Here is a 24,029-nt window from a genome sequence, read left to right on the forward strand (position 1 = left end):
TAAAAACCTTTTAAAGGATCATAAAGCGGACTAACCTATGGAGAGTCCGCTTTTTTTTTGTTTAGCAAATATCCTGGGACGACTTTTTTAAAACCAAACCTCATATAATACCAAGCCTTCCGCTGGAGCCTTATGACAAATAGGTCCGGGTGGTAATTCTCCATTAATAGCTTTTTGGAAATTAGCTAAATCCAATTCTCCACGTCCCAGATCCACCAGAGCCCCCATCATAAGCCTCACTTGGTTTCTCAAAAAACCCTTTCCTCGTACAGAAAAACAATATACCGGCTGATCAATTTGCCATTCGGGTCTAGCCTCCCCTACTACCTCAAGACCACAGGAGTCTATATCGCGCTGAAAGTCACTGATCTCCTTGGGTTTGGTGCAGAAATTTTGAAAATTTGAACTTCCTACAAACAGTTCAGCCCCCAGCTTCATGACTTCTAAATTCAGTACCTCAGGGAAAACCACCAGATAAGGGGAAGAAAAGGGGTGGGGCTTCTTGCCATATGAAAAATAATATCGGTATTCTTTTCCCTTTACATCTTGAATTATATTAAAATGGGAAGGTGAAGGCTTGACCGATAGCAATTTGATATCCACTGGAAGATAGCTATTCATCTCCTCAAGGACGCGATCCATATCGATCTCCCTGGCAGAGCATAATTCAAAATATCCATGCTCACAAGACACTCCTGCATCAGTTCGACCGGCACCTAAAATGGAAAAATTAGCGGCATCCAGCCAGGAACTGAAGCAGCGATTGAGCAGACCTTGTATGGTCTTCACACCAGGCTGAACCTGCCAGCCATGATACTTATAACCTAGATATTGCACGCCGAACAAATACCGAAAGGGTTTGCTATTCATAATGTTTTTCTCGTGGTAAGGAATACTTCCAATCCCGAATTTCATTAGTCTTAAAATAAATAGCAACCTTAAAGGCCAATTACTCCGAAATTAGCTCGCTACCGCCTATCCTTTTGTTGAGTGGAGATCACACCACTTCCCAAAGGCTGTCGGTAAAATAATGCTCACCATCCTCAAAATGACGGGAAATTTTAAAGCCAGCTTTTTCAGCTAGCTGCTCTAGTTCTTCATGGTTATATTTTTTGGACACCTCAGTATGGATGGCCTCAGACTTCTTAAACCTAACCTCCATATCCAAAGCAGGGATCTGCACCATCTGGTCCTCCATGCTAATAAGATAGCTTCTACACTCTCCAGACACCGGATCATAGGTAGGCCAATGCTTAAATTGGTCCACCTTAAAATCCGCGCCAAAGACCTTATTTATTCTCTCTAACACATTTAAATTAAAGGCTTTGGTTACTCCAGTAGCATCATTATAGGCATCCAGGATAATTTTCGGATCCTTTTTAAGATCAAAACCAATCAATAAAAGATCTCCAGGATTTAGGGAAGAGGCTACTTGTTTGAGTAATACTACCGCATCTTTTTCTGGGAAATTACCAATATTGCCCCCCAAAAAAAGCATGAGGTTTCTTGCTCCATTCTTCCATACGCAGTCTTTTAGCGCATTCACATAGGTGCTGGCCACGGGCCTCACCTCGATATCCTTAAAGTTGGACAACAGGTCATGCTCCAAATGCCTAAGCACCGAGGAGGAGATATCTATCGGGAAATAACGAAATGGAAAGGATTGCTTAGCAAGGTATTTAATGAGAATTTTTGTTTTTAGACCATCTCCAGCCCCTAGCTCCACCATATTAAATTTCTCCCCAGTCTCGATCAGGGATCCTAGCATGGCGGAAGTATGCTCTGTCAAAACGGAAAATTCCTTCCGAGTAAGATAATATTCAGGGAGATTCATGATGTCCTGGAATAGTTTATCCCCAATTTCGTCATAGAAATATTTGGAAGAAATCCATTTCTGTGAAGCTCCAAGCCCAGCTTTGATATCATGGGCAAACTCTGTATCTAGTTTAAATGCGTATTCCATATCCTTAAAGCGCTATTATTTTTTACAAAGTCTAATTCCAGTAAACTGCCATCTATAGTGAGGGTGGAAAAAATTCCTATAAGTCGCTCGACTATGTCCCGGGGAAGTAGCTATTGAACTCCCACGCAGGACCATTTGATTGACCATAAACTTGCCATTATACTCGCCTATAGCTCCTGGAGCCTTGGCAAAACCCGGATAAGGCAAATAGGCTGAATTGGTCCATTCCCAACGATTCCCCCAGTCAAATTTCTCTGCGGCGGTTTCCCATTCAGCTTCTGTCGGAAGCCTTAGGTTCATCCATTCAGCATAGGCAGCCGCTTCATAGAAAGAGACATGGGCGACAGGAGCGTCAAGATCAATTTCTTTCATACCATCCAAGGTATAATAAAACCAGCTTCCCTCCTTCTGCTCCCAATAATCCGGACACTTTATGCCTTCCGCTTCCACCCAGGTCCAGCCGTCAGAATGCCAATATTGAGGATCAGCATAGCCTCCATGATTTATAAATTCCAAGTATTCTCCATTGGTCACCAGCTGGCTGGCGATGGAATATTCTTGCAGATACACCTTGTGTTTTGTCGCTTCATTGTCAAAGGAAAACCCATCACCTTCGAAGCCTATTTCATATATCCCTTCAGCAATATCTAACCATTCTGAAGGATTTTGGCCAGGATATTCATTAATTTCCATCACTGAGGGCCGCAGCGGGTTGAAGGAAAGATTATATTTCAAGTCAGTAAGCATAAGCTCCTGATGCTGCTGCTCATGATTAAGACCTAGGACAACCGTATCGATCATTTCAGAAACGGTACTTTCCTGAAGCAAGGCATACATCTGTTTATCGACAAAAGACCGATAAGCTAAGATTTCTTTGACGGTGGGTCGGGTCATAAGTCCACGTTGGTTTCGGGCGGTTCTTTCCCCTACCGCATTATAATAACTGTTGAATAAGAAGCTAAAATCAGCATGATATTCCTGGTAATTTTCCTTGAACTTTTTGAGTATAAAAGTCTCAAAAAACCATGTGGTATGTGCCAAATGCCATTTCGCTGGGCTCACATGCTCGGCCGCCTGAATAACATAATCCTCTGGATCCAGATCTGCACAAAGCGATACACTTCGCTCCCTAATTTCCTTATACTGGTTAAAAATCATAGTTGCTTGAAATAACAATAATAATGCCTAAAGCACGAATATTTATGTAGGTGCGATCAGCTAAACATTATAATAGACTCAAAATATCATGCATAATTTACATTGGCAAACAATTTTAAGTAATTAGCAAATGGAGACCCACCTGGCTTATAATTGGATGTGATAAAGTGAATCCACGCTAAGTCCATTTTGACCTGCACAAGATTTGGGAATATTAAATTTAAACCTGAAAAAGAAGTAAATGTTTACTGAGCCGGGAAATCAGTATCAAAGCTTCATTAATCAAAATAATATCACAAAACCATCAAAAAAACAACATACAACACCTAAAAACCACAAGCCATCCATTAGCAGAACACTTCGATCAGCAGGCTAATGGATGCTTAGGAGCTTCTGTCAGTAGCAAATAAGACAAAAAGGAGGATGGATTATACCCCCTTAATAGTCTGGATAAGCTTATATTTTTACTTTCCCAATATGTATCAGTGCATCTCCAGCATTGACCACGGGGGAATTATTAAGGCCCACGATGTATCCATTTGCATTGCTTTTTACGGGTACTTTTACTTGCCCATAAGGGTCGGATATCTTGGCTAAGATCTGGCCTCTTTTCACCTGGTCTCCCGGTAATACGGCTGGCGTAAAGATACCGGAAACCCTGGCTCGGGTCCAGGCACTTTCCACGATGGTGATCGACTCCTGCGGTTCGACCATGCCTTCACAGATTCCCAAATGCACCAATAATCTACGAGTCCCATCAATGGCTTCTTCGATGGAATGCCCATCTAGCCGCATGGATTCCCCACCTTCATAGACTAGAATATGCTTATCTGATTTATAAGCCTCTTTTCGGAAGGATCTATCGATATGTGGAGAGTGGATAATAAAGCGACTTCCAAAAGCCTTGGCTATTTCAAGCCCAACTTTATCTTTAAAATCGACTCTTATCTGAGGATAATTGGCCAACATGCGCCCACCAGTATGGATATCAATTCCATAATCTATCAGGGGAATGATTTGTGTGGTAATAATTTGAGCAATTTGACTCGCCAGGGAGCCTTTATTATTCCCCGGAAAACTTCGATTTAGGTCTCTTCCATCGGGAAAAGTTCGGCTATTGCTCAGGAATCCATACACATTGACTAGGGGAATATATATGATGGTCCCGCGAACTGGAGTAAACATATTTTCCTCCAACATCCTTTTTACCGCAACCACTCCATTGATTTCATCACCATGCACACCACCGCTAATCAGCACTACAGGTCCATCTTCCTTGGCTCTGTGGATAAACACAGGCAGGTCGATCAAGGTATGAGTAGGCAATCGTGCAATGGCGATATCGATATTGAGGGATTGTCCTGGGCGAACTTTCACGCCATTTATGACCATCTCTTTCATTTATTCCGTTGTTTTGTTTAAATAATAGTTTTCAATTCATCAAATTTCTTCCTTATTTCGCAACTATAAGTTGTAGGATTTACAACTAATCCAAGCACCAAAGAAAGGGAGATGAATCCTTCATCTTACGCATTTGCATCCATGAATATACAAGAAAACATTTCTTTAAAGCCTTATAATACCTTTCAAATCGATAAATCGGCTAAATTATTTGTGGAAGCGAGAACACCTGAGGAGGTTATAAAAGCACTTCAAATCGCTAAAAACAATGAAAGTCCGGTTTTTATCCTAGGAGGTGGGAGTAATATTCTCCTGACCAAGGATGTGCAAGCCATGGTCATCAAGGTAACTATCAAAGGAATTGAAGTTACGGATGAGACCGATGATCATATATGGGTCAAGGTGGGTGCAGGAGAAGTATGGCATGACTTCGTATTACATGCCATAACGAACAACTGGGCAGGAATCGAAAATCTATCCCTTATCCCGGGCACGGTGGGAGCCTCTCCCCTCCAAAACATCGGGGCCTATGGCGTAGAGATAAAGGATGTATTCGAGCAGCTTAGCGCTATCAATCGACATACTTTAGAGGAAGAGGTATTTACTGGGGAGCAATGTCATTTTGGCTATCGCGAGAGCATTTTCAAAAACGACCTAAAAGACCAGTATGTCATCACTTCAGTAAGCTATAAACTCACCAAAAAGCCTCAATTTAAAGTGAGCTATGGAGCGATCCAGCAGACGCTGGAAAGTCGAGGCATTCAGTCAGGGGATTTCACCATCAAAGCCATTAGCGATGCGGTGATAGCGATTCGCCAAAGTAAACTCCCTGATCCTAAGGTTATCGGCAATGCAGGAAGCTTTTTTAAAAACCCTGTGTTAAGCGCCGACCAATTTAAGCAACTGCAGGACGCATACCCTGATGTGCCTGGATATCCCCAGACCGATGGGGTCAAAATCCCTGCGGCATGGCTCATTGAACAAGCAGGATGGAAAGGCCGGACCTTTGGGGAAATTGGGGTACATAAAAATCAGCCTTTGGTACTGGTAAACTATGGCGATGGAGATGGGCTAGCCATCAAGACCTTGGCAGAAAATATACAGTCCGATATTTCAAGTAAATTTGGAATAAACCTGTTCCCCGAAGTAAACTTCATTTGATGCGATCTTCCATTTCAAAACCACACCTATCTTCCATTTCAAAACCACACCTATATATAAGGTATAAAAAATAGCGCTAAAGAGGAGCCATATAAAAAAAGCACACTATATATACAGTGTGCTTTTTTTAAGTTTTATGGACTGATTTACGCAAAATCGATTTGTGATGAAATTTAATTCTATACTATATATATAATGTATAGTTTCAGATCAGAGCATCATCGAAGGAAATTTCTTTTTGATACTTCTCCACCATAACTCCAAATCTGTCCAGGAAGTCCACGCCTTCATCGAATGGCAGACCTTTGTATTCGGCGTAGGAATACATATAGATAACCTTGGAGACGCCCATGCTATAGATTATCCTGGCACAGGCAAGGCAAGGAGCAAGAGTCACATAGAGGGTAGAGCCTTCTACGGAGGCATTATTCTTTACGGCATATAATATTGCATTTTGTTCTGCATGAAGTGCCAAAGAACAGCTACCTTTACTATCTCTACTACAGCCAGTTTCTGGAAACTCCTCATCACAATTATGAGTTCCGGGAGGGGGACCATTATAGCCTATGGATATTATTCGAGTTTCTTTGGTCAATACTGCTCCTACATGCTTTTTGATACAATGAGAGCGTTTGGCAAGATTTATTGCCAATTCCATAAAAATATCATCAAAGTCTGGTCTTTCCATTATCATATCGTGTTTCCGGCTATAAATGTACATAAGAAAACAGAGCACCTTAAGAAAAAGGGGTAAAAATGTAGTTTTAAGGCCTATTCTAGGTCAAATATGAAATGCAATAAAATGCGTTCAAAAAGAGCCCAGAAGCAATCTTCAACTTTTTTATGTATATAAACTTCATTTTTTTTGATTTAAAATTGTTTAATAGGATATTTTTTTTTTACCTTTAAGCATTGATAACGGAACAGACTTTTATTGATTTTATCCAACCTAAACACAATGAAACATTTACGCACTTGTACAATTTTCTGCATTATGTCATGGCTTTCTTTCAGCTGTATATCCAACAAGAAGTTGATATACATGCAGGAGCAAGATTCTGACGAGTTAGTAGCGACCGCAGGAGAGCTAAAAGTACACCAATATGTAGATTACACTCTCCAATTGAATGATGTCTTGGATGTGAACATCAGGACTACTAGTGAAGAGCTGAATTTATTATTCAGTGATTCTGACAAAAACAGCTCCAGCAGTGTAATGCGAGGAGGAATGGCTGATGGAGGTGATATATATTATATGACAGGCTATACAGTAGATGACGGTGGATATATCGAACTTCCTGTGATAGGAGAAGTAAAAGTGGTAGGCCTTACCATCGACGAAGTAAAAGTCCTGGTTGAAAAAGAGGTTGAAAATTATGTAAACTCTACATCAGATTATTTTGTAAGAGTTAGGCTTGGTGGACTACGATATAGTGCATTGGGAGAATTTAACAGACCTGGCAAATACACAATTCTACAAAATCGGGTGACGATTTTTGAAGCTATTGCTAATGCAGGTGAAATGAATATCGTGGCTAACCGTCATGAGGTAACAGTAGTAAGACAGTATCCGGAAGGTTCTAGAGTATTCAAAGTAAATCTTTTGGATGAGAAAATCATGGAATCAGATATCTACTTTTTACGCCCAAATGATCTCATTTATGCGGCCCCTATGAAAGTAAGAGAGCTAGGAACTGGAGCAACCTTCATACAGACCTTCCAGTTGTTAGTTACTACCTTGACCTTAGGAGTCCTTATTTACAACGCCTCCAATAATTAATTAAAGACTTTAGAAATGAGCAACAACGAATTTGAACACTACAAGGAAGACAGCTCCGACAGCTACGACTTTAAAGAGCTGATTTTCAAATACATTAAATTTTGGCCCTACCTGTTATTATCGATTTTAGTATTTGGGGTGGCTGCCTATTTTTACAATCTAAGTCAACCTTATGAATATAAGGTGGAGAGTAAACTTGTAATTGAACATGATGATTCAGGGAATATACTAAACCTGACTGATCTACCTCAGACGATGAATAAGCCATTAGTTAACAAAATGGCAAACGAAGGTCACCGAATTAAGTCCAGGTCTTTAGCTAATACTGTCTTGGATAAACTTAATCTCGAAGTAGAATACTACGAGCCAGGGGCATTCAAGGATATCGAGCTTTATAATAGCAGTCCTGTAAAGGTAGAAGTAGATTGGGATCACGCTCAAATTACTGAAAACTATTTTGAGATAAATTGGAAGGATGATCAGACCTATACTTTGTCTTTTATAGATGAAGAATATACTATGTATAGTCCTGAAACTACTAAGCTTAACCCTATCGAATTGCCAAATTACAGGGACAAAGCCTATAAGTTTGGTCAGTGGGTTGAAAATCCATATGGAAAATTCAGGATAACTGCAGAGGATATCCAGAGTCCAGGGGAATTAAAAATAATTATCAGAAATAGAGCGAGCTTAATCAGTCAGTACACTTCTGATAATCTAGCCATTACTCCTGTAGATGCGATAAGCTCTATCTTAAATATTTCATTGACTACTACAGTTCCAAATAAAGGAACTGATTATCTCAACACTTTGCTTGCAACATTTCTTGATGAGATGCTGGCAGAGAAAAATGCTCAGGCGAGAAAAACGGTTGATTTTATAGATAGACAAATATCTGGCGTTTCTGATACCCTATCAATAATTGAGAGTAAACTTCAAGAGTTTAGAAGTAAAAATAAAACTTATGATATTGGTAGTGAGGGGAGCTCAATTTTCACCAACATCTCTAATTTGGAGACCCAATTATCACAGGAGCAATTCAAGAACGAGTACTATAAGAACCTTAAGGTTTATGTAGGATCAGAAGACTATAATGATATTGTTCTTCCTTCAGGAATAGGAATTGAAGATGCAGTTTTAAATCGATTAATAGAAGATTTAATATTGCTCCAAGCAGAAAGATCCCAATACTTAGCCACTCAAACTGCTTCTTCCCCAAGGGTTAAGGAAGTTAGTAAGAAGATTGGCGACTTGAATAAGTCTATCAATGAAGTATTATCTAATACAATCGATAATTCCGACAGAACTTTAGCAAATCTTAAGAAGAGACTAGGCTCTCTTGAAACTGATTTCAGAAAACTGCCTAGCACGGAGCAAGATCTCCTTAGAATTCAGAGGTCATTTACTCTTAATGAGAATATCTATACCTTCTTAATGCAACGTAGAGCTGAAGCAGCCATTTCTATGGTCTCCACTAGCCCGCCGGATAAGATTATGGAGGAGGCAATCCCTAATTACCTTCCCCTTAAGCTAAAACCGCTTACCAACTATATCGTAGCAGTGGCTTTAGGTTTTATTCTACCCTTAATCATTATTAGTATAATAATTTTCTCTAATAATAAGGTTAAAAATAAAAAAGAACTAGAATCGAAACTAAACAATCCAGTTCTAACATCCATTGGCCACAATAGAACTAAGAAAAATTTAATTGTAGTAAGCAAGAACAAATCAGCGATTGCGGAGGCATTTAGAGCGCTTAGAACTAACCTTACGTTCATTGTACCGAAAGAAGAAAAAATCACTATAGCTGTAACTTCTACGATCGCAGGAGAAGGTAAATCCTTCACTTCTATGAACTTAGCATCAGCCTATGCTATTAGTGAAAAGAGAACTGTGCTTGTAGGCTGTGATCTTCATAAGCCGAAATTGTATGACGATTTCAAATTAACCAATGCGGTAGGCTTGAGCACCTACTTGAGCCGCCAGGTAAATGATTTGAATGCGATCATTCAGAAAAGCAGCTATCCTAACCTGGATCTCATCGCTGCTGGACCTACTCCTCCAAACCCTGCAGAGCTTTTGATTAGTGATCGCTTTGAGGAATTGATTGAGAAATTGAAGGATAATTACGATGTCATTATCTTTGATACACCTCCGATTGGGCTTACAAGTGAGACCCTATCGATCTTGAAGTTGGCAAAAGTTACCCTTTGTGTAGTACGTCACAATTACAGTAAGTTATCCTTTATTGAGGACATCAACTACCTCAAAGAAGGCAAAGGCTTCAAAAACGTCTATACCGTATTTAATGATGTGCCTTCCAAGGACCTGAATTATGGAGGCTATGGCTATGGCTATTATTCTGATGACAAAGCCAAAGGCGGCGTAATCAGCAAGCTGTTCAAAGGTGGTCGAGGCCAGGCAGCAGTCTAAACACCTCAATGGAATCACCAATCTTTTTTGCTTAGTCAATTGACCCTACCCCAAATACCTAAACCAATTCATCCACCAGTTTTATATAGAACTGGTGGATGGATCCTAAATATATGGATGATAAGTTTCTGCCTTGGGACTGACGGGGCGAAGCTGTATTCAGACGGAATTGATTGCAAGTAATTTTTAATAAAACCAACAGACGGAATAGCAATGTTTAGCGTAGTCATCCCTTTATATAATAAGGAAGATAGTGTAGCAGATACACTGGCTTCTGTATTAGCACAAGAAAATGCTGATTTCGAAGTCGTCATTGTTAATGATGGTAGCACGGATAGTAGCTTAGATATAGTTAAAGGAATTAATGATAGTCGAATAAAAATATTCGAAAAAGAAAATGGAGGAGTTTCTTCCGCTCGGAATTACGGAATAGCAAAGTCGGAATTTCCATATATAGCTTTTATGGATGCAGATGATAAATGGAAACCAAACTATTTATCTGAAATGTCTAAGCTTATAAATGATTACCCTCAGGCAGGCATGTTTACTTGCTACCATTGTACTATTTACAATGGAGAGCAATTAGATATGGAATTAAATATCGAAAGAGGAATTTTAGATAATTATTTCAAACATTGTCTTAGGTTCCCGATTGCCTGGACATCTTCTACTATAGTAAGAAAAGAAGTTTTTGAGGTTGTCGGGGGATTTCCTGTAGGCATGGTTAGTGGTGAAGATGATTATACCTGGGCCAAAATTGCGCTTAAGTATCCTGTAGCTTTCTTGCCTGAAAATTTAAGTATTTATCAAAAGGAAGATATTTCCATCATTAGCCGTCGAGGCAAAAGAGATACCTGCAAGGAAACTTGGCAGCATCTGTATACAGAGGATCAGCCTTATGTCAATAAATACATTGCCATGAAAGCTATTCTAAAAGGAAAAAGGTATTCGTGGGGTGGTCATACTGATATAAGTAAGCAGATCGAAAAAGATTTTAAATATGTCAATCAATACACTGACGTCAATCACGATTGGAAACTTTTATTTTACCTTAATAGAACTCCAAATTTTATTAAAAAAATAATCTTAGGTTATAAAAAAGCCGCTTCGAAATCAAATTATTCTGGATCATGATAATTATTCTCATAGCATTAATATTAATTGGCTATTTCATTTATGATCAAAAGAATTTTATATATGCCTTAATGGTATTCTATCTTCTATTTGATATGTTTGATGGTTTTTACAAGGACTTAAAAGTTTTTGCAGCCATCCGTTATGTATTGCCATTAATAATGGTGATTGCTTATATCATAGCAAATAAGGCTATAAAAGCAAAAGATGGTATCTTCTTCCTTTTATCAGCTTACTTGATTGCCCTAGTAATATTCAATCACGGTCATTTAATCCTGTCGGCAAAGACCACCTTTGCAGTTATCATTACTCTTTCAATGGTTATTGTAGGGAGATATTTCGGAACGCAACGTCAGTTCATTACCGAATTTGAGCCTTTCAATCGTTTTATGTTAATTGCAATACCAATTTATATTGCATATGCTAATATATTCCGTGTGGGTGACTCCTATTCAAGTAGTTTTACCACTGGGTTTCTAGATACTTCCAGGATGTATATCGCTCCAATAGTTATTTTTATGGGAGTTCACTACGTCCTTAACAGCAAAAAAAATAGCCTGTTTCTTAAAACAGTGGACATCACCTTCATCACCTTGAATATCATTAACCTAATGGTAATCACCCGTAGGACCTCTGTAGGTATGCTAGCATTTGCCATCATATTATATGCAGTGATTAACGGAAAGGTTATATTCAAATTAGCTACGGTCTTTGTAATCTTAGTTGGGATAATGATCCTGGCCTATCCCCTATATGAAGGCCAGTTACAGGCTCAACTTGCTGAACGAGAACGAATTCAGGATGTAGGAAGCTACGAAGACACCGAGCCTCGGTATCAGGAGGTTCTATTTATGATACAGCATTTTGAAAATGAAAATGATCCCAAACAGGTGTTTTTTGGAGTCCAACTATTTGATACCACGGATTTTGGAATCAGGTATTTTGGATATGGGCGTCCTATTCATAGTGATATAAATATGATTATCTACAGTACTGGCTTAATTGGTTTAACCCTCTTCCTATTATTCTTTATCACTTATTTCATTGCAGATAATAGCAAGATCGCCTCAGAAAACAAGATGATCTATTACCCACTACTCATCATGTTACTTATCGTCCTTATACCAGGAAGATTTATAGGTACATTTACTTTTGGGCCATTACTTATTCTATTGCTAAGTGGTACAAAATACTCTCGTTCTAAGAAACGTACTCAAACTATTGTACAGAAGCGGAAAGGAATACCTATGCACCAACGCATAGTTCAAACTCCAACGACCTGATCATCACTTCCTATCCTTTCAAGCAAACAATATCTCTCAAATGAACGCATCAAATAGAGTTGCATTTAACACCTTAATTTTATACTTCAGAATGTTCCTCACGATGGGGGTGACATTGTATTCTACCAGACTAGTATTAAATGCATTAGGGAGCGTCGATTACGGTATTTTCAACCTTGTTTCTGGAGTTATAGTTATGCTGTCATTTTTAAATACAGCAATGTCTATCTCCACCCAACGGTACCTATCTTATAATCAGGGCCGAAAAGATCTAAGTAAGCAGCAGGAGGTATTTTCTAATAGTCTGTTTTTGCATATGGCTATTGGTACATTCATCGTGATAATATTGGAAATTGCGGGGCTTTTCCTATTTGATGGCTTCCTGAATATTCCAGCTGATAGAATCTCCACAGCTAAGAGTATTTATCATTTCATGTCTTTCACTGTATTATTTACCATCCTGGCGGTTCCATTCAATGGCGTATTATCATCAAATGAAAATATGCTTTGGATTGCAATTGTAAATATCATTCAGACTTTATTGAAATTTGCCATCGCTCTTCTATTGTATATTATTGCCTATGACAAATTGCTTATATATGGATTTTTAACTGCAATAATTGCCGTAATCACATTTGCATTATTTGCAGTTTATTGCTTGAAAAAGTATCCGGAATGTAATCTTAAAGGATTGTTCAACCCTAATATTTCCTTCCTAAAAGACATAGGATCATTTGCAGGTTGGAACTTGTTTGGCTCCCTATGCAGCCTTGGAAGAACTCAGGGCCTTGCTCTAATACTCAACCTTTTCTTTGGCACAGTAGTAAATGCGGCTTACGGGATAGCAAACCAGGTGGGAGCCCAACTATTGTTCTTCTCCAACACTATGCTTAAAGCCTTGAATCCACAAATCATGAAAAGTGAAGGGGCAGGTGATAGAAAACGTATGTTGAGACTATCTATGATCGCAAGTAAATTTGGCTTGTTCCTATTAAGTTTCTTCGCAATACCCGTGATTTTTGAAATGGATAGCATACTTAAGGTGTGGTTGGGGAATGTCCCGGAATACACGATTATATTTTGTCAATTGGTTTTGATAGCTAGTCTAACTAATCAATTAACTATTGGTCTGCAATCAGCATTACAGGCCACTGGAAAAATAAAAGTTTATCAAATACTGGTGGGCGGAATACTTCTATTGAACCTTCCTATTGCCTACTTTTTATTAAAAGGAGGAATGGAACCCTATGCAGTACTTATAAGCTATGTTGTGATTGAGTTTCTTGCCTGCTCGTTGAGACTATTTGTGGCTAATAAAATGGCTAATCTGAATATCAAAGAATACCTCAATAATGTAATACTAAAAGAGATCATTCCTATTTCTACCATAATACTGACTTGCTATTTGACCACTCACTTCCTTGATTTTAATTATAGGTTCTTGTTTACAGGAATATGTTCTGCAATAACCTTTTCGCTAACCATTTACGGTTTTGGCTTATTGGATCAGGAGAAGCAAATGTTAAAACAACTATTTCAAAAATTACTAATTAAAAGTAAAATTATTGCAGCTTGATGATGGACACAAAATAAACCTATTCCATAAGACTTGTCTTTTTTAACCACCAGACGGTCATATCGACTTTAACTTTCTAACTTTCTCGTATACCATCACAAAAATATTCAATTATGAAATTGGCCTATTATAAAGCACCTAAAGGAAATTTTGGAGATGACCTAAACCCATGGTTATGGGAAAAGCTCTTAGACCTTTCAAAGATGGAAGAAGAATCCTATTTTTTAGGAATTGGCAGCATATTACATGGCTCGAATAAATTAATTAACAGTATTCCTGCAAATTCAAAAAAAATCGTATTCGGCACAGGTATCCGACCTAATCACACCCCTATTGCGGTGGACAAGACCTGGGATATTAAGTTCCTAAGAGGCCCATTGTCTTCAGCATATTTAGGAAATGGAAACCCCTATATTTCTGATGCTGCCTATGCGCTTTGCTTGACGGAGGAATATGACAGGTTGATTAATCTCCCTAAAAAGCATAATATATCAATTATGCCCTACTATAGATCATGTGAGATATATGATTGGGAGAAAATCTCGGAGCAATTGGGTTTTAATTATATATCACCTTTATCAGAGGAAGGTGTTTTACATACTATGGAAGAAATTGCCTCCTCCAAATTTGTTATAACAGAAGCTATGCATGGAGCAATCTTAGCAGATATTCTTAGAGTTCCATGGCATAGATTTATTTTCACTACTCCCTTTACAGAGGGTTCTGGAATTGCTGAATTTAAGTGGATGGATTGGCTTCAAACTATCGATATGAAACAATCTTCCCCTTCTATTGTTCCCTTTTTGAATGATAAGGGTTTATTAAATAAAGCACTTAGAAAACTTGGGAATAACCAGTTAGTTATTAATTCCTTTAAAAAATCAAATACAAGAGAATTACTTATTGATAATCTTGCAGAACCAAAAGACTATCGCCTTTCTACTGATTCAAAAATTGATACTATAAAAAATCAGTTTCATGATCAAATAGAAAGTTTAAGATCAACAATGTCATAAAATTCTCTAAATAGAAAATTTGTACCATATGAGGAACGTAGCGATAATTGACACCAACAGTACGGGAGCTGATCACGAAATCATTAATGCATCATTATTGATAATGACAGCAGAAACCAATAATCAGGTTTTGTATTACGCATCTCGTGCTAGTATTGAAAATATTAAAGGTCACTTAATAAATCAAGGTAAAGCTGATCTTCTGGAGAGGGTAGTGTTTAAAAATACATATGTATTTACGGGGAAGAAGACCTATTATAATTATTTAATAAAAATTTTCATAGCCGCACTAATCAACACCAGAATTGCATTATTTGCTAAAAAAGACACCTATTTAATATATAATTTCAATAATATCATTTCTTTGTTCCCATTGAATTTGGTAAGCAAATTATTTAACAAAAAAATATTGATGTGTTGCCATGCTGAATTAGAAGCATTGATGATACCTTCTTCCAAGAAACGCTGGAACTTTAGAGCACAGGATTCCTTCTTTAAAAATTCTAAGATATCCGAATCAATGAATTTCCTGGTATTTGGAGATTCCATTTTGGATAATTTATCTAAAATTCTTCCAGAGAAGAAAATGCTTCATTTTAAAGCCATTACCCATCCTTATTTCCTAGCTGACGTTTCTCTTGAGGATCTTTCAAAAGAAAATCTTGGAGGAAAAGATGCTATTAAAATTGGAATTGCTGGCATATTAGATCAAAACAAGGGACTGAATAATTTGCTGGAACTGGTTAAATTATTAAAGCCCACTATGGATCAAGGTCTAGTGGAAATATATACCATTAGTCGTCTAAAATTTGATAAAAAAATAGTATTGGATCTTGGAGTGAAAATATATAATACCGAGAACAAATTTTACTCAAGGCAAGAATATTTGAATGCTATCCATCAGATGAATTATATTTATTTGCCATACGATAGGGATAGGTATAAACTAACTGCAAGTGGTGCTGTTTTTGAGGGGATATTTTCTAAAAAACCTATATTGGCTCTAAGAAATGATTATTTCGACTTCCTTTTTAATACCTATGGAAATTTCGGATATTTGCATGAAACTAATGAGGAGTTAGCTTCTACCATTGTAAATGCAGCAAACAATAAAAGTCAAAATGATTTATTTGATTTGAAATTTCCAGAAATTAAAGAGCGGCTACATCCTTCATTTCTAGCCTATGATTTCAATAACATCATAAATACTAGTTATTTAGCTCCAAATCTATAACTCCATTATTCGAAATTACAATATACACTCTACTAAATTTTGATGAAGATGCTAGGTTACATTTTTAAAGATTCTATAGTTCAACCCACTACCACTAAAGTTATAAGCGGTAATGAACTGAACACGCTCATGGAGGATGAAAACTTTAAGGAATCTTGGGATTCTTTATATGCTTCCTGTCCATGGGCAACTATCTTCCAGGATCGGAAATTCATCTTTTCATGGTATAAGGCAAATCAAACAAGCACTACTCCACTTGTGATTTTGTCTTATGAAAATTCCATTCTAAAGGGGGTTCTGCCATTGGTAATTGACAAACCTTATTTTAAGGAAAGTTCGTCACAGCAGGTAAAAATAAATGGTGCTGGTAAATACGATGCTGAATATCAAGCTTGGTTATGTTCAGAAGAATTTAATTATGATTTTATTCATAATGCCTTAACCACTTTATTCACCCATTATCCAAATGCAAAACTATCTTTGAGATTTATCCCCAGAGTGGATTTGGCATGTGCGATAGTTGAAAACCCCGAATGGAAGAAATATACGGTCATGCAGAAGCATCACCGGCCACTTATGGATTTTAAGCTTACTGAAGAGACCAAGCTATTTCGCAAGCGTCACTTAAAGGCCAAGTACAATCGAATATGCCGTGCCGGAAAGCTGGAGTTTATCAAGGTTTCTGATATCAATGAATTCAAGGAAATACTGGATGAAATACTGGTAAATCTAGATTTTAGGCAGGCAGCCATGTTCAATAAAATGCCTTCTAAGAACAATCCGAATCGCTCCGAAATGCTCATTTCCTTGTTTGAAAGGGACATCTTACACGTCACAGCCCTTAAGCTGGACGGAGAAACGATCTCTTCCATCATTGGTATGAAAGGTAGCGGCTGGATGCACCTGGCGGGACTCATTAGTTACTCCTCTTTTCACAGTAAATATTCTCCTGGTCTGGTACACCTCTTCCTACTGGGGCAGATGCTTCAGGAAGAAGGTTATGAGTATTTTGACCTTACGCCGGGTTATGATGCCTATAAGGAGCGAGTGTCCACCAGCAGTGATGAGGTGGTAGAGCTTAATATCTCCAAGGTCACTCAATATGGCTTTAAGAAATATGTAAGGAAGAAGTTCCACAAAGTCCTTCTCAATTACAATATTCGACCAATGACTTTTGATCTTAAGGTTGATAAATTTGCCTATTTGGTCAAAGGCAAGAGCTTGGGATTTGTTCAGAGTTTACTTCCTGCCAAGAAGCAGATTCCACAAGGAATAAGTAATCCAGAGGAAGCTGGGCTGAAGGTGAATAGAAATAAAATCAAGGATCTGATGAAGTATGATTCTTCCAATACCTTGCTTACTCGNTGGGAGTTTTTGGAGAATGCCTTTGGGCTGATCAGTAAGGGAGAATATTTCTATTCATTTACAGATGATAAGGACCTGCTCGCTGTGGTATGGTTCCAATCAGTAACAAATGACAATGGAGATGAAACGGGAGAAATCAAAATTTCTGATTCTTACATTCATCCATCGATAAAAAAATACGAAAAATCTTTCATGGACTACGTCCAAAAAGAAAACCCCCAAAACTCTACTCAGAAAAATGGATCTCACTAACTTTGAAATAATCTCTGGCCAAAAGGCCAGAGAACTGTTCCGAAGCAAGGATTTCCTTAACTTGTGGAAGGATTTGTACGCCAAATGTCCTTGGTCAACCATATTCCAATCTCCAGAGTTTATTATTACCTGGTTTGACGTTTACGAAAACCAAGATCCTTTTCTCCTGATAGCCAAGAGTGGCAGACAGCTGCAAGGCCTAATGTTTCTGACCAATAAGGAGGGAGAAAGCACCCTGTATTATCCAGGGTTTAAATTGGCAGAATATCAATCATGGCTAAGTACAGAAGCGGATAATTCTGAATTCGTCGCAGAGGCTTTCTCATTATTCGCCAGTGAATATCCCAATCGAGGTATTCACCTCAATTACCTGAATGTAGGCACGCCTATAGATCAACTGGCGACAGATTCTAAGGTCAGCCAAAACCTTTGGCTGAAGAGTCATGAGCAGCCCCTTATGAAATGTGACCCTGAGGCGTTGGAAAAGGAGCTCAAGAAAAAGAATAAAAAAGAGAAAATCAATCGTCTGAAAAGATTAGGGAGCCTGGAGTTTGTCCAAATTAAAGATTCCACCTATTTTGAGTCTATAATGCCCACTTTAGCGATTCAGAATGATATTCGAAAAGGCGCCATGTATGGCAAATTTGCTTTCTCGGATGATCCAAAAAGATCAGAATTTCTTATTGACTGCTTCAAAAAGGGGATTCTTCATACGACAGTTTATAAAGTGGATGAGGAAATAATCGCCTCCAACGCTGGATTTCAGTCCGAATCAATGGTGCATCTGCAGGGAGTAAATACGCACTCTCCCCTATTTGCAAAATATTCACCAGGAATCTTACATTTCCTTCATCTAGGAATAGAGCTTCATCATCAAGGATTTGAGTATTTTGACCTCACGCCTGGCGGAGCCGGTGGCTATAAAGCCATGCTTTCTACAGATATTATGGAGACACAGGAATTGTTCTTCGGCTCTAAGTGGAAGGTAAAAAAGCTTTATTCTAAAGAATTTGTCAAAAATAAGGTCAAGAAGTTTCTAGAGAAAGACACTAAAGGACTTGAAAAGTGGCTTCAACAAAAAATTGAAAAGAAAACTCAGAAAGGAAAAACTGTGGATCAATCTATCCAACCTGGGTATTTTATGGATTGCAGCAACTGTTCCAAAGACCTCTATACAATTAAACTTTCTGAACTTCCAGAAGCTCAAAAGATCAAAAAAGCTTCTTATCAGAAAAATTCATTAGCAGACTTATTACTATTCGATCTTTCGGACAAAAAGCAACTATTTATATCTGATGCCATGCGCAGGCTAGAGAATGGCCAGCAGCTCTATACGCGTACCGAACAGGATCGACTTATATCGGCATTATGGCTGATTCCCCAAGGGGTAAAGACTACTTCAGGACAGAAAGTAGAAGAACCTTATATTGAATTTTCTTACCTTAACCAAAAAGAAGAAGCATTCTGTATGGATATCGTAAACTCCATGATCCATCATGAAAGCATCCCTCTCCCAATACTAATAAAGACCCCTATTGAATTATCGGTAGCCTTACCAAAGAATGAATCATCCATTTCAGTAAATCCCACTGTTTAGTATAAAGCATTTTTTAAAATGAAAAAAAGAGTTAGAAATTTCACTGCACAGCTCATAGCCAAATCACTGATATGGACAGGCGCGCTGAAAAAGGCAAAAGCAAAGGCCTTACGGGGAGACCATATTTTATCGATTTACTTCCATAAGCCGACGAAGGAAGAATTCGAATATGTGATTTCGTGGCTGTCCAAGAACAATTTCAATTTTATTGATTTGGAGGATTTGCAAGAAATCAGATTGGGAAACAAGGCCTTTCCTAAAGGGGCTGTATTGATCACTGTGGATGATGGATGGGGAAATAATGAGGTTAATATGGCAGAGGTGGCAGAGAAACATCAGGTGCCGATTACGATTTTCCTGGCTACAGAAGCCATAGAGAAGGGGTACTTCTGGTTTTCTATTGCAAAAAAGGCTTTTGCAAAGAAGATAGGAACTCCACACTCGGAAGAAATGAAAATGCTCCCTAATCAGGAGAGGATGAAGATAGTCCAAAGTATACTCAGTCAGCTACCAAATGATCGGGAAGCGATGACTTTAGGGCAAATCAAAAAGATTAATGAATTTAATTTTGTAAATTTAGCTGCGCACACACATTCTCATCCCATATTAATTCAGTGTTCTGATGAAGAAGCTTTTCAGGAAATAACGACCAGTAAAGCCAAAGTATCGGAATGGACTGGGAAGACGATCACCGCCTTTGCCTATCCGAATGGTGATTACGGTACCCGGGAGACCAAGATTCTAGAAGAACAGGGTTTCTTATTGGGATTTACTACTAAGGCTGTCCCTATGACGCCTTCTGCACTCGACAAACCCTATGAATTGCCTCGGCTAGGCTTTTTAGAAGGTGCCTCTAAGGAGGAAAATTTATGTAGAATATTAGGAATCTGGAAGACAAAGAAAAACTTAACCTTAAAATAATGACTCTACTACCCCTAAGGTTAAATCTATATTTTTTAGAATAACCCAAAATTATCGAATAATTATGAGAAAAAGTAACTACTCCGATGACAATATAGTATTAGATGAACATGATACTACCTCCTACTCCATAGAATTTAGTGACAATAATCATTACCCTTCAAAAAACAGTGTTAAGCCTTTAGAAGTATTATTTGTTAGTTCAGGTAATTTAAAAAACTTTGATCTTGCTCCATTTATTAAGGTACAGGGAGAAAGTTTAACAGAAGAGAATATCAATGTCACCTATTTCACCATCAAAGGAAAAGGAATAAGAGGATACCTGAGGAACATAAAGAATTTAAAGAAATTCCTCAAGGAAAAGCAGTTTGATCTGATTCATGCGCATTTCACGCTCTCCGGCTGGGTAGCGGCGCTTAGTTTCCCCAAACACACACCATTGGTACTTTCTCTAATGGGGACAGATGCTTTGGGAAGGGTTAAGAAAGGCTCCATTTGGCCGGCCTCCTGGAATCATCTGACCTTTTTAACTTATATCATACAACCCTTTGTGGATGCGATTATCTCAAAGTCTCCAAATATAGATCAGCATGTATGGATGAGGAAAAACTCTCATATAATCCCCAATGGTGTTGATTTAGAAAAGTTTGACGGTTTACGCAAAAATTATAGGCATGAATTGGGGCTAAAAGAAAACCAAAAGTATATTTTATTCCTAGGCAATCCCTCTGACACCAATAAAAATTTCAATTTTTTAAAGGAAGCAAAAGGGCAATTGTCAAAAGATGGCTTTGAAATTGTAAGTCCTTACCCTGTGAGTCATGATAATATCGTGAAGTACCTCTCCTCAGTGGATATGGTGGTGATGTGCTCACAGCAGGAAGGATCGCCAAATGTGGTGAAAGAAGCATTGGCTTCCAATTGTAAAGGAGTCTTCACAAATGTGGGGGATGTCGAATATGTAATTGGAAATACTCCAGGCTATGCCATTACTGATTTTACGCAACAGGAACTCGTCAAAAAAATACACGAGGTTGATCTTATCGCTAGCTGTCATGGCAGACAGCGATTAATCAAGTTAGGCCTAGACACAAAGAATATAGCATTACGGATAAAAGATATATATACCTCTTTATTGACCAATAAGACAGCATAACAGTTACCCTACTTATCACCTCCTACTACTTCAATACATTTACTTCTACTTTCTTATGTATCAGAAATTAACAGACAGAACATTATGGAATATGCCAAAAACTTAAGCACGACTATTCCCGCCATCCAAGAAGTGCACAAACCAGTCGATCTGCCAATCAAACGTGAAATGAAGGTATTATTTGTTTCCTCAGGAAACCTTAAAAATTTCGATGTTGCTCCTTTTATAAAGGTGCAAGGAGACTCACTTTTGAATGAGAATATCGAGGTCAATTACTTCAGGGTAGTCGGCAAAGGAGCTAAAGGATATTATTCGAATATCAAGCGTCTCAGAGAGCATCTAAAGTCTAATTCCTACGACATCATCCATGCGCATTTTACGCTTTCTGCGTGGGTTGCGGTATTGGCTAGACCTAAGGCTCCGATCGTCCTTTCACTAATGGGCACCGATGCTTATGGAAGAGTTCAAAAACTCTCTCAAAATAAGCCAAGTTTAAACTATCTGACGGTTTTATCTTTGATGATACAACCTTTTGTAACCAAGATCATTTCCAAATCTCCAAATATTGAAGAGGTGGTCTGGCAGAAGAAAAAATCGTATTTATTACCTAACGGTGTGAATACAGAGAAATTCTACCCAAGTCAGGAAGATTTCAGAGGAGAATTAGGCCTTGAACCTGGAAAGAAGTACGTCCTATTTTTAGGGAATCAGACTGATCCAAGGAAGAACTATGCCCTACTTAAGCCATTAAAAGAAAAGCTTGAGGCTGAAGGAATAGAAATTGTCGCTCCATATCCGGTTTCCCATGACAAGATATTCAAATATCTTAATTCTGTCGATGCATTAGTCATGTGTTCTCTACAGGAAGGATCTCCCAATGTAGTGAAAGAAGCGATGGCCTGTAACTGTAAAGGGATATTCACGGATGTTGGCGATGTAAGGTACCTGATCGAGGACACCCGTGGGTATGAAATCACTGATTTCAACTCTGACGATCTTTTTAAGAAAGCAGTGAGCGTGGTAAATGCTAAAGAATGCGATGGAAGAAAAAGATTAATCCAACTCAGACTTTCACTTCCAGAGGTGGCAAATAAGCTAAAAAATATTTATTCCTCAGCCTTCAATTAAACTATAAAAACACATCAAATCATACTTTTGAATATAGTGTATATGAAAGTGCAGCTAACAGTCTAGTTTTGGAATGAACTACAGGACGATCAGCTGATGCTATCTTGAGTAGACTCTTACCAAGCTGCTTAAGAAAACTCATATACATCACCAACTAAAACTATTGAAATGAGAATAATCATTGATGTTAACCATCCGGCCCATGTCCATTATTTTAGGAACTTTTACAAAATAATGACTAGCCAGGGGCATGAAATTCTGTTTGTTTCCCGAAATAAGGAAATTGAACATATCTTGTTGGACTCTTATGATATCCCATATATTGATCGCGGTAAAGGAAAAAATGGTAAACTGGGCAAATTCTTCTATTTATTATACGCTGACTTCACCCTATATAAAATTGCCAGAAAATTTAAGCCCGATGCATTTTTGAATTTCTTGCACCCTTACCCTTCTCATGTTGCAAGTTTTATTAAAAAACCTTCGATAGTATTTAGCGATACTGAGCACGCTTCGCTTCATACAAACCTTACGGTTCCCTATGCTACCGAAATCCATACCCCAGCTTGCTATAGAACAGATCTTGGAGAAAAGCATAATCGATTCAATGGGTATATGGAATTATCTTACCTACATCCAAACTACTTCACCCCAGATCCCTCTATTTTAGATATTATAGGAGTGAAGGAAAATGAAAAATTTGCCATTGTAAGGTTTGTCGCCTGGGGAGCAGCACATGATTTTGGTCATACAGGAATGTCCATGGACAATAAAAGGAAGGCCATCAAAGAAATCAGTAAATATGCTCGACCTTTGATCACCTCAGAAAAAGAGCTTCCTGAAGACCTTGAGCAATATAGAATTAAGATCCCTATTCATAAAATGCACGATGCTATCTATTATAGTTCACTACTATATGGAGAAAGTGCGACCATGGCCAGTGAGGCCGCCGTATTAGGCACTCCTGCGATCTTCATGGACAACGATGGTCGTGGTTATACAGACGAACAAGAGGCAAAGTACCAGTTGGTCAATAATTACACTGAAAGCCCTGAGGATCAAGAAAAATCGATCCTAAAGGCAGTGGAAATCCTATCTAATCCAGACAGTAAAGATTTATACAAGGCCAAAAGGAATGAGCTGCTAAACGATACCATCGACACTACGAAATATATGATTGAAGTTTTGTTAAAGCACGAACCGAATAAGGTTAAATCCCATTAGAATTGCTCAGTATAGTGGGGCCTAAATCTTTAAGTCCTACTCTATTTAGAATTAAATACTAAAATTACAAAGTGCAATTTGCTAAAATCCAGCCTAGGCTCGACCATAGTAAATTGCACTTTTTTTTATGTGGTATTGAGTACCCTGAATTTTCTATATCATCCAAGACCAACACTATTAGAGGTACATCCCTTACTACCTTTTTTATCGCAGAAACTTTAGCCAGTGTTCCGCTGATGGGATCATA

Annotated in this window: 19 protein-coding genes; 14 read left to right on the plus strand and 5 right to left on the minus strand. The window is 38.2% G+C overall.

The genetic code is table 11. From position 1 onward, the window contains the following. Positions 1 to 87 precede the first annotated feature (87 nt). The 4 genes from B050_RS0113050 to B050_RS0113065 form a co-directional block, all read right to left on the minus strand. The gene (locus B050_RS0113050; RefSeq protein WP_018474376.1) at positions 88 to 915 is read right to left on the minus strand and encodes a tRNA pseudouridine synthase A; all 828 of its coding nucleotides are present in this window, start codon (positions 913 to 915) and stop codon (positions 88 to 90) included. A gap of 82 nt (positions 916 to 997) precedes the next feature. Then, positions 998 to 1,963: an L-histidine N(alpha)-methyltransferase gene (gene egtD, locus B050_RS0113055; RefSeq protein ID WP_018474377.1), complete on the minus strand. Its 966-nt coding sequence runs from the start codon at positions 1,961 to 1,963 to the stop codon at positions 998 to 1,000. Positions 1,964 to 1,978: 15 nt separating this feature from the next. Then, the gene (gene egtB, locus B050_RS0113060) at positions 1,979 to 3,121 is read right to left on the minus strand and encodes an ergothioneine biosynthesis protein EgtB (protein ID WP_018474378.1); all 1,143 of its coding nucleotides are present in this window, start codon (positions 3,119 to 3,121) and stop codon (positions 1,979 to 1,981) included. A 456-nt stretch (positions 3,122 to 3,577) separates the two neighbouring features. Further along, positions 3,578 to 4,522 (minus strand): succinylglutamate desuccinylase/aspartoacylase family protein, encoded by a 945-nt coding sequence (locus tag B050_RS0113065; protein WP_018474379.1) that lies wholly within the window; start codon positions 4,520 to 4,522, stop codon positions 3,578 to 3,580. A gap of 111 nt (positions 4,523 to 4,633) precedes the next feature. On the opposite strand from B050_RS0113065, the gene murB reads away from it, so the two are divergent. Next, positions 4,634 to 5,683, plus strand: coding sequence for a UDP-N-acetylmuramate dehydrogenase (gene murB / locus B050_RS0113070; RefSeq protein WP_262485350.1), 1,050 nt, complete (start codon positions 4,634 to 4,636; stop codon positions 5,681 to 5,683). A gap of 205 nt (positions 5,684 to 5,888) precedes the next feature. On the opposite strand, the gene B050_RS0113075 is transcribed toward murB, so the two are convergent. Next, complete coding sequence (locus tag B050_RS0113075; protein ID WP_018474381.1) at positions 5,889 to 6,371, minus strand: deoxycytidylate deaminase; 483 nt, start codon at positions 6,369 to 6,371, stop codon at positions 5,889 to 5,891. A 354-nt stretch (positions 6,372 to 6,725) separates the two neighbouring features. On the opposite strand from B050_RS0113075, the gene B050_RS0113080 reads away from it, so the two are divergent. The 13 genes from B050_RS0113080 to B050_RS0113140 all read left to right on the plus strand — a co-directional run bounded on the left by B050_RS0113080 (position 6,726) and on the right by B050_RS0113140 (position 23,782). After that, positions 6,726 to 7,463 (plus strand): polysaccharide biosynthesis/export family protein, encoded by a 738-nt coding sequence (locus tag B050_RS0113080; RefSeq protein ID WP_018474382.1) that lies wholly within the window; start codon positions 6,726 to 6,728, stop codon positions 7,461 to 7,463. 15 nt (positions 7,464 to 7,478) lie between these two features. Continuing rightward, a complete protein-coding gene (locus B050_RS0113085; protein ID WP_018474383.1) occupies positions 7,479 to 9,896 on the plus strand; it encodes a GumC family protein in 2,418 nt (805 codons plus the stop codon). A gap of 213 nt (positions 9,897 to 10,109) precedes the next feature. Further along, a complete protein-coding gene (locus B050_RS0113090; RefSeq protein WP_018474384.1) occupies positions 10,110 to 11,030 on the plus strand; it encodes a glycosyltransferase family 2 protein in 921 nt (306 codons plus the stop codon). Continuing rightward, positions 11,027 to 12,313, plus strand: coding sequence for a hypothetical protein (locus B050_RS0113095; RefSeq protein ID WP_018474385.1), 1,287 nt, complete (start codon positions 11,027 to 11,029; stop codon positions 12,311 to 12,313). The genes B050_RS0113090 and B050_RS0113095 overlap by 4 nt, the downstream gene beginning before the upstream one ends. A gap of 40 nt (positions 12,314 to 12,353) precedes the next feature. Then, positions 12,354 to 13,889, plus strand: a complete 1,536-nt coding sequence (locus B050_RS0113100; RefSeq protein ID WP_026235862.1) for an MATE family efflux transporter — start codon at positions 12,354 to 12,356, stop codon at positions 13,887 to 13,889. 113 nt (positions 13,890 to 14,002) lie between these two features. Next, positions 14,003 to 14,905: a polysaccharide pyruvyl transferase family protein gene (locus tag B050_RS0113105; RefSeq protein WP_018474387.1), complete on the plus strand. Its 903-nt coding sequence runs from the start codon at positions 14,003 to 14,005 to the stop codon at positions 14,903 to 14,905. 28 nt (positions 14,906 to 14,933) lie between these two features. Beyond that, entirely contained in the window at positions 14,934 to 16,139 is a 1,206-nt protein-coding gene (locus B050_RS0113110; protein WP_157492783.1) for a hypothetical protein, read from the plus strand. Positions 16,140 to 16,715: 576 nt separating this feature from the next. Beyond that, the gene (locus B050_RS0113115; RefSeq protein WP_455423227.1) at positions 16,716 to 17,756 is read left to right on the plus strand and encodes a GNAT family N-acetyltransferase; all 1,041 of its coding nucleotides are present in this window, start codon (positions 16,716 to 16,718) and stop codon (positions 17,754 to 17,756) included. Further along, positions 17,743 to 19,353, plus strand: coding sequence for a GNAT family N-acetyltransferase (locus B050_RS0113120; RefSeq protein WP_018474390.1), 1,611 nt, complete (start codon positions 17,743 to 17,745; stop codon positions 19,351 to 19,353). The genes B050_RS0113115 and B050_RS0113120 overlap by 14 nt, the downstream gene beginning before the upstream one ends. Before the next feature lie 18 nt (positions 19,354 to 19,371). Beyond that, positions 19,372 to 20,274, plus strand: coding sequence for a polysaccharide deacetylase family protein (locus B050_RS0113125; protein WP_018474391.1), 903 nt, complete (start codon positions 19,372 to 19,374; stop codon positions 20,272 to 20,274). A 64-nt stretch (positions 20,275 to 20,338) separates the two neighbouring features. Beyond that, positions 20,339 to 21,430, plus strand: a complete 1,092-nt coding sequence (locus B050_RS0113130) for a glycosyltransferase family 4 protein (RefSeq protein WP_018474392.1) — start codon at positions 20,339 to 20,341, stop codon at positions 21,428 to 21,430. Positions 21,431 to 21,514: 84 nt separating this feature from the next. Then, complete coding sequence (locus tag B050_RS0113135) at positions 21,515 to 22,558, plus strand: glycosyltransferase (RefSeq protein WP_018474393.1); 1,044 nt, start codon at positions 21,515 to 21,517, stop codon at positions 22,556 to 22,558. 168 nt (positions 22,559 to 22,726) lie between these two features. After that, complete coding sequence (locus B050_RS0113140; protein ID WP_026235864.1) at positions 22,727 to 23,782, plus strand: DUF354 domain-containing protein; 1,056 nt, start codon at positions 22,727 to 22,729, stop codon at positions 23,780 to 23,782. Positions 23,783 to 24,029 lie beyond the last annotated feature (247 nt).

The sequence above is a fragment of the Echinicola pacifica DSM 19836 genome, assembly GCF_000373245.1.
Taxonomy (GTDB): domain Bacteria; phylum Bacteroidota; class Bacteroidia; order Cytophagales; family Cyclobacteriaceae; genus Echinicola; species Echinicola pacifica.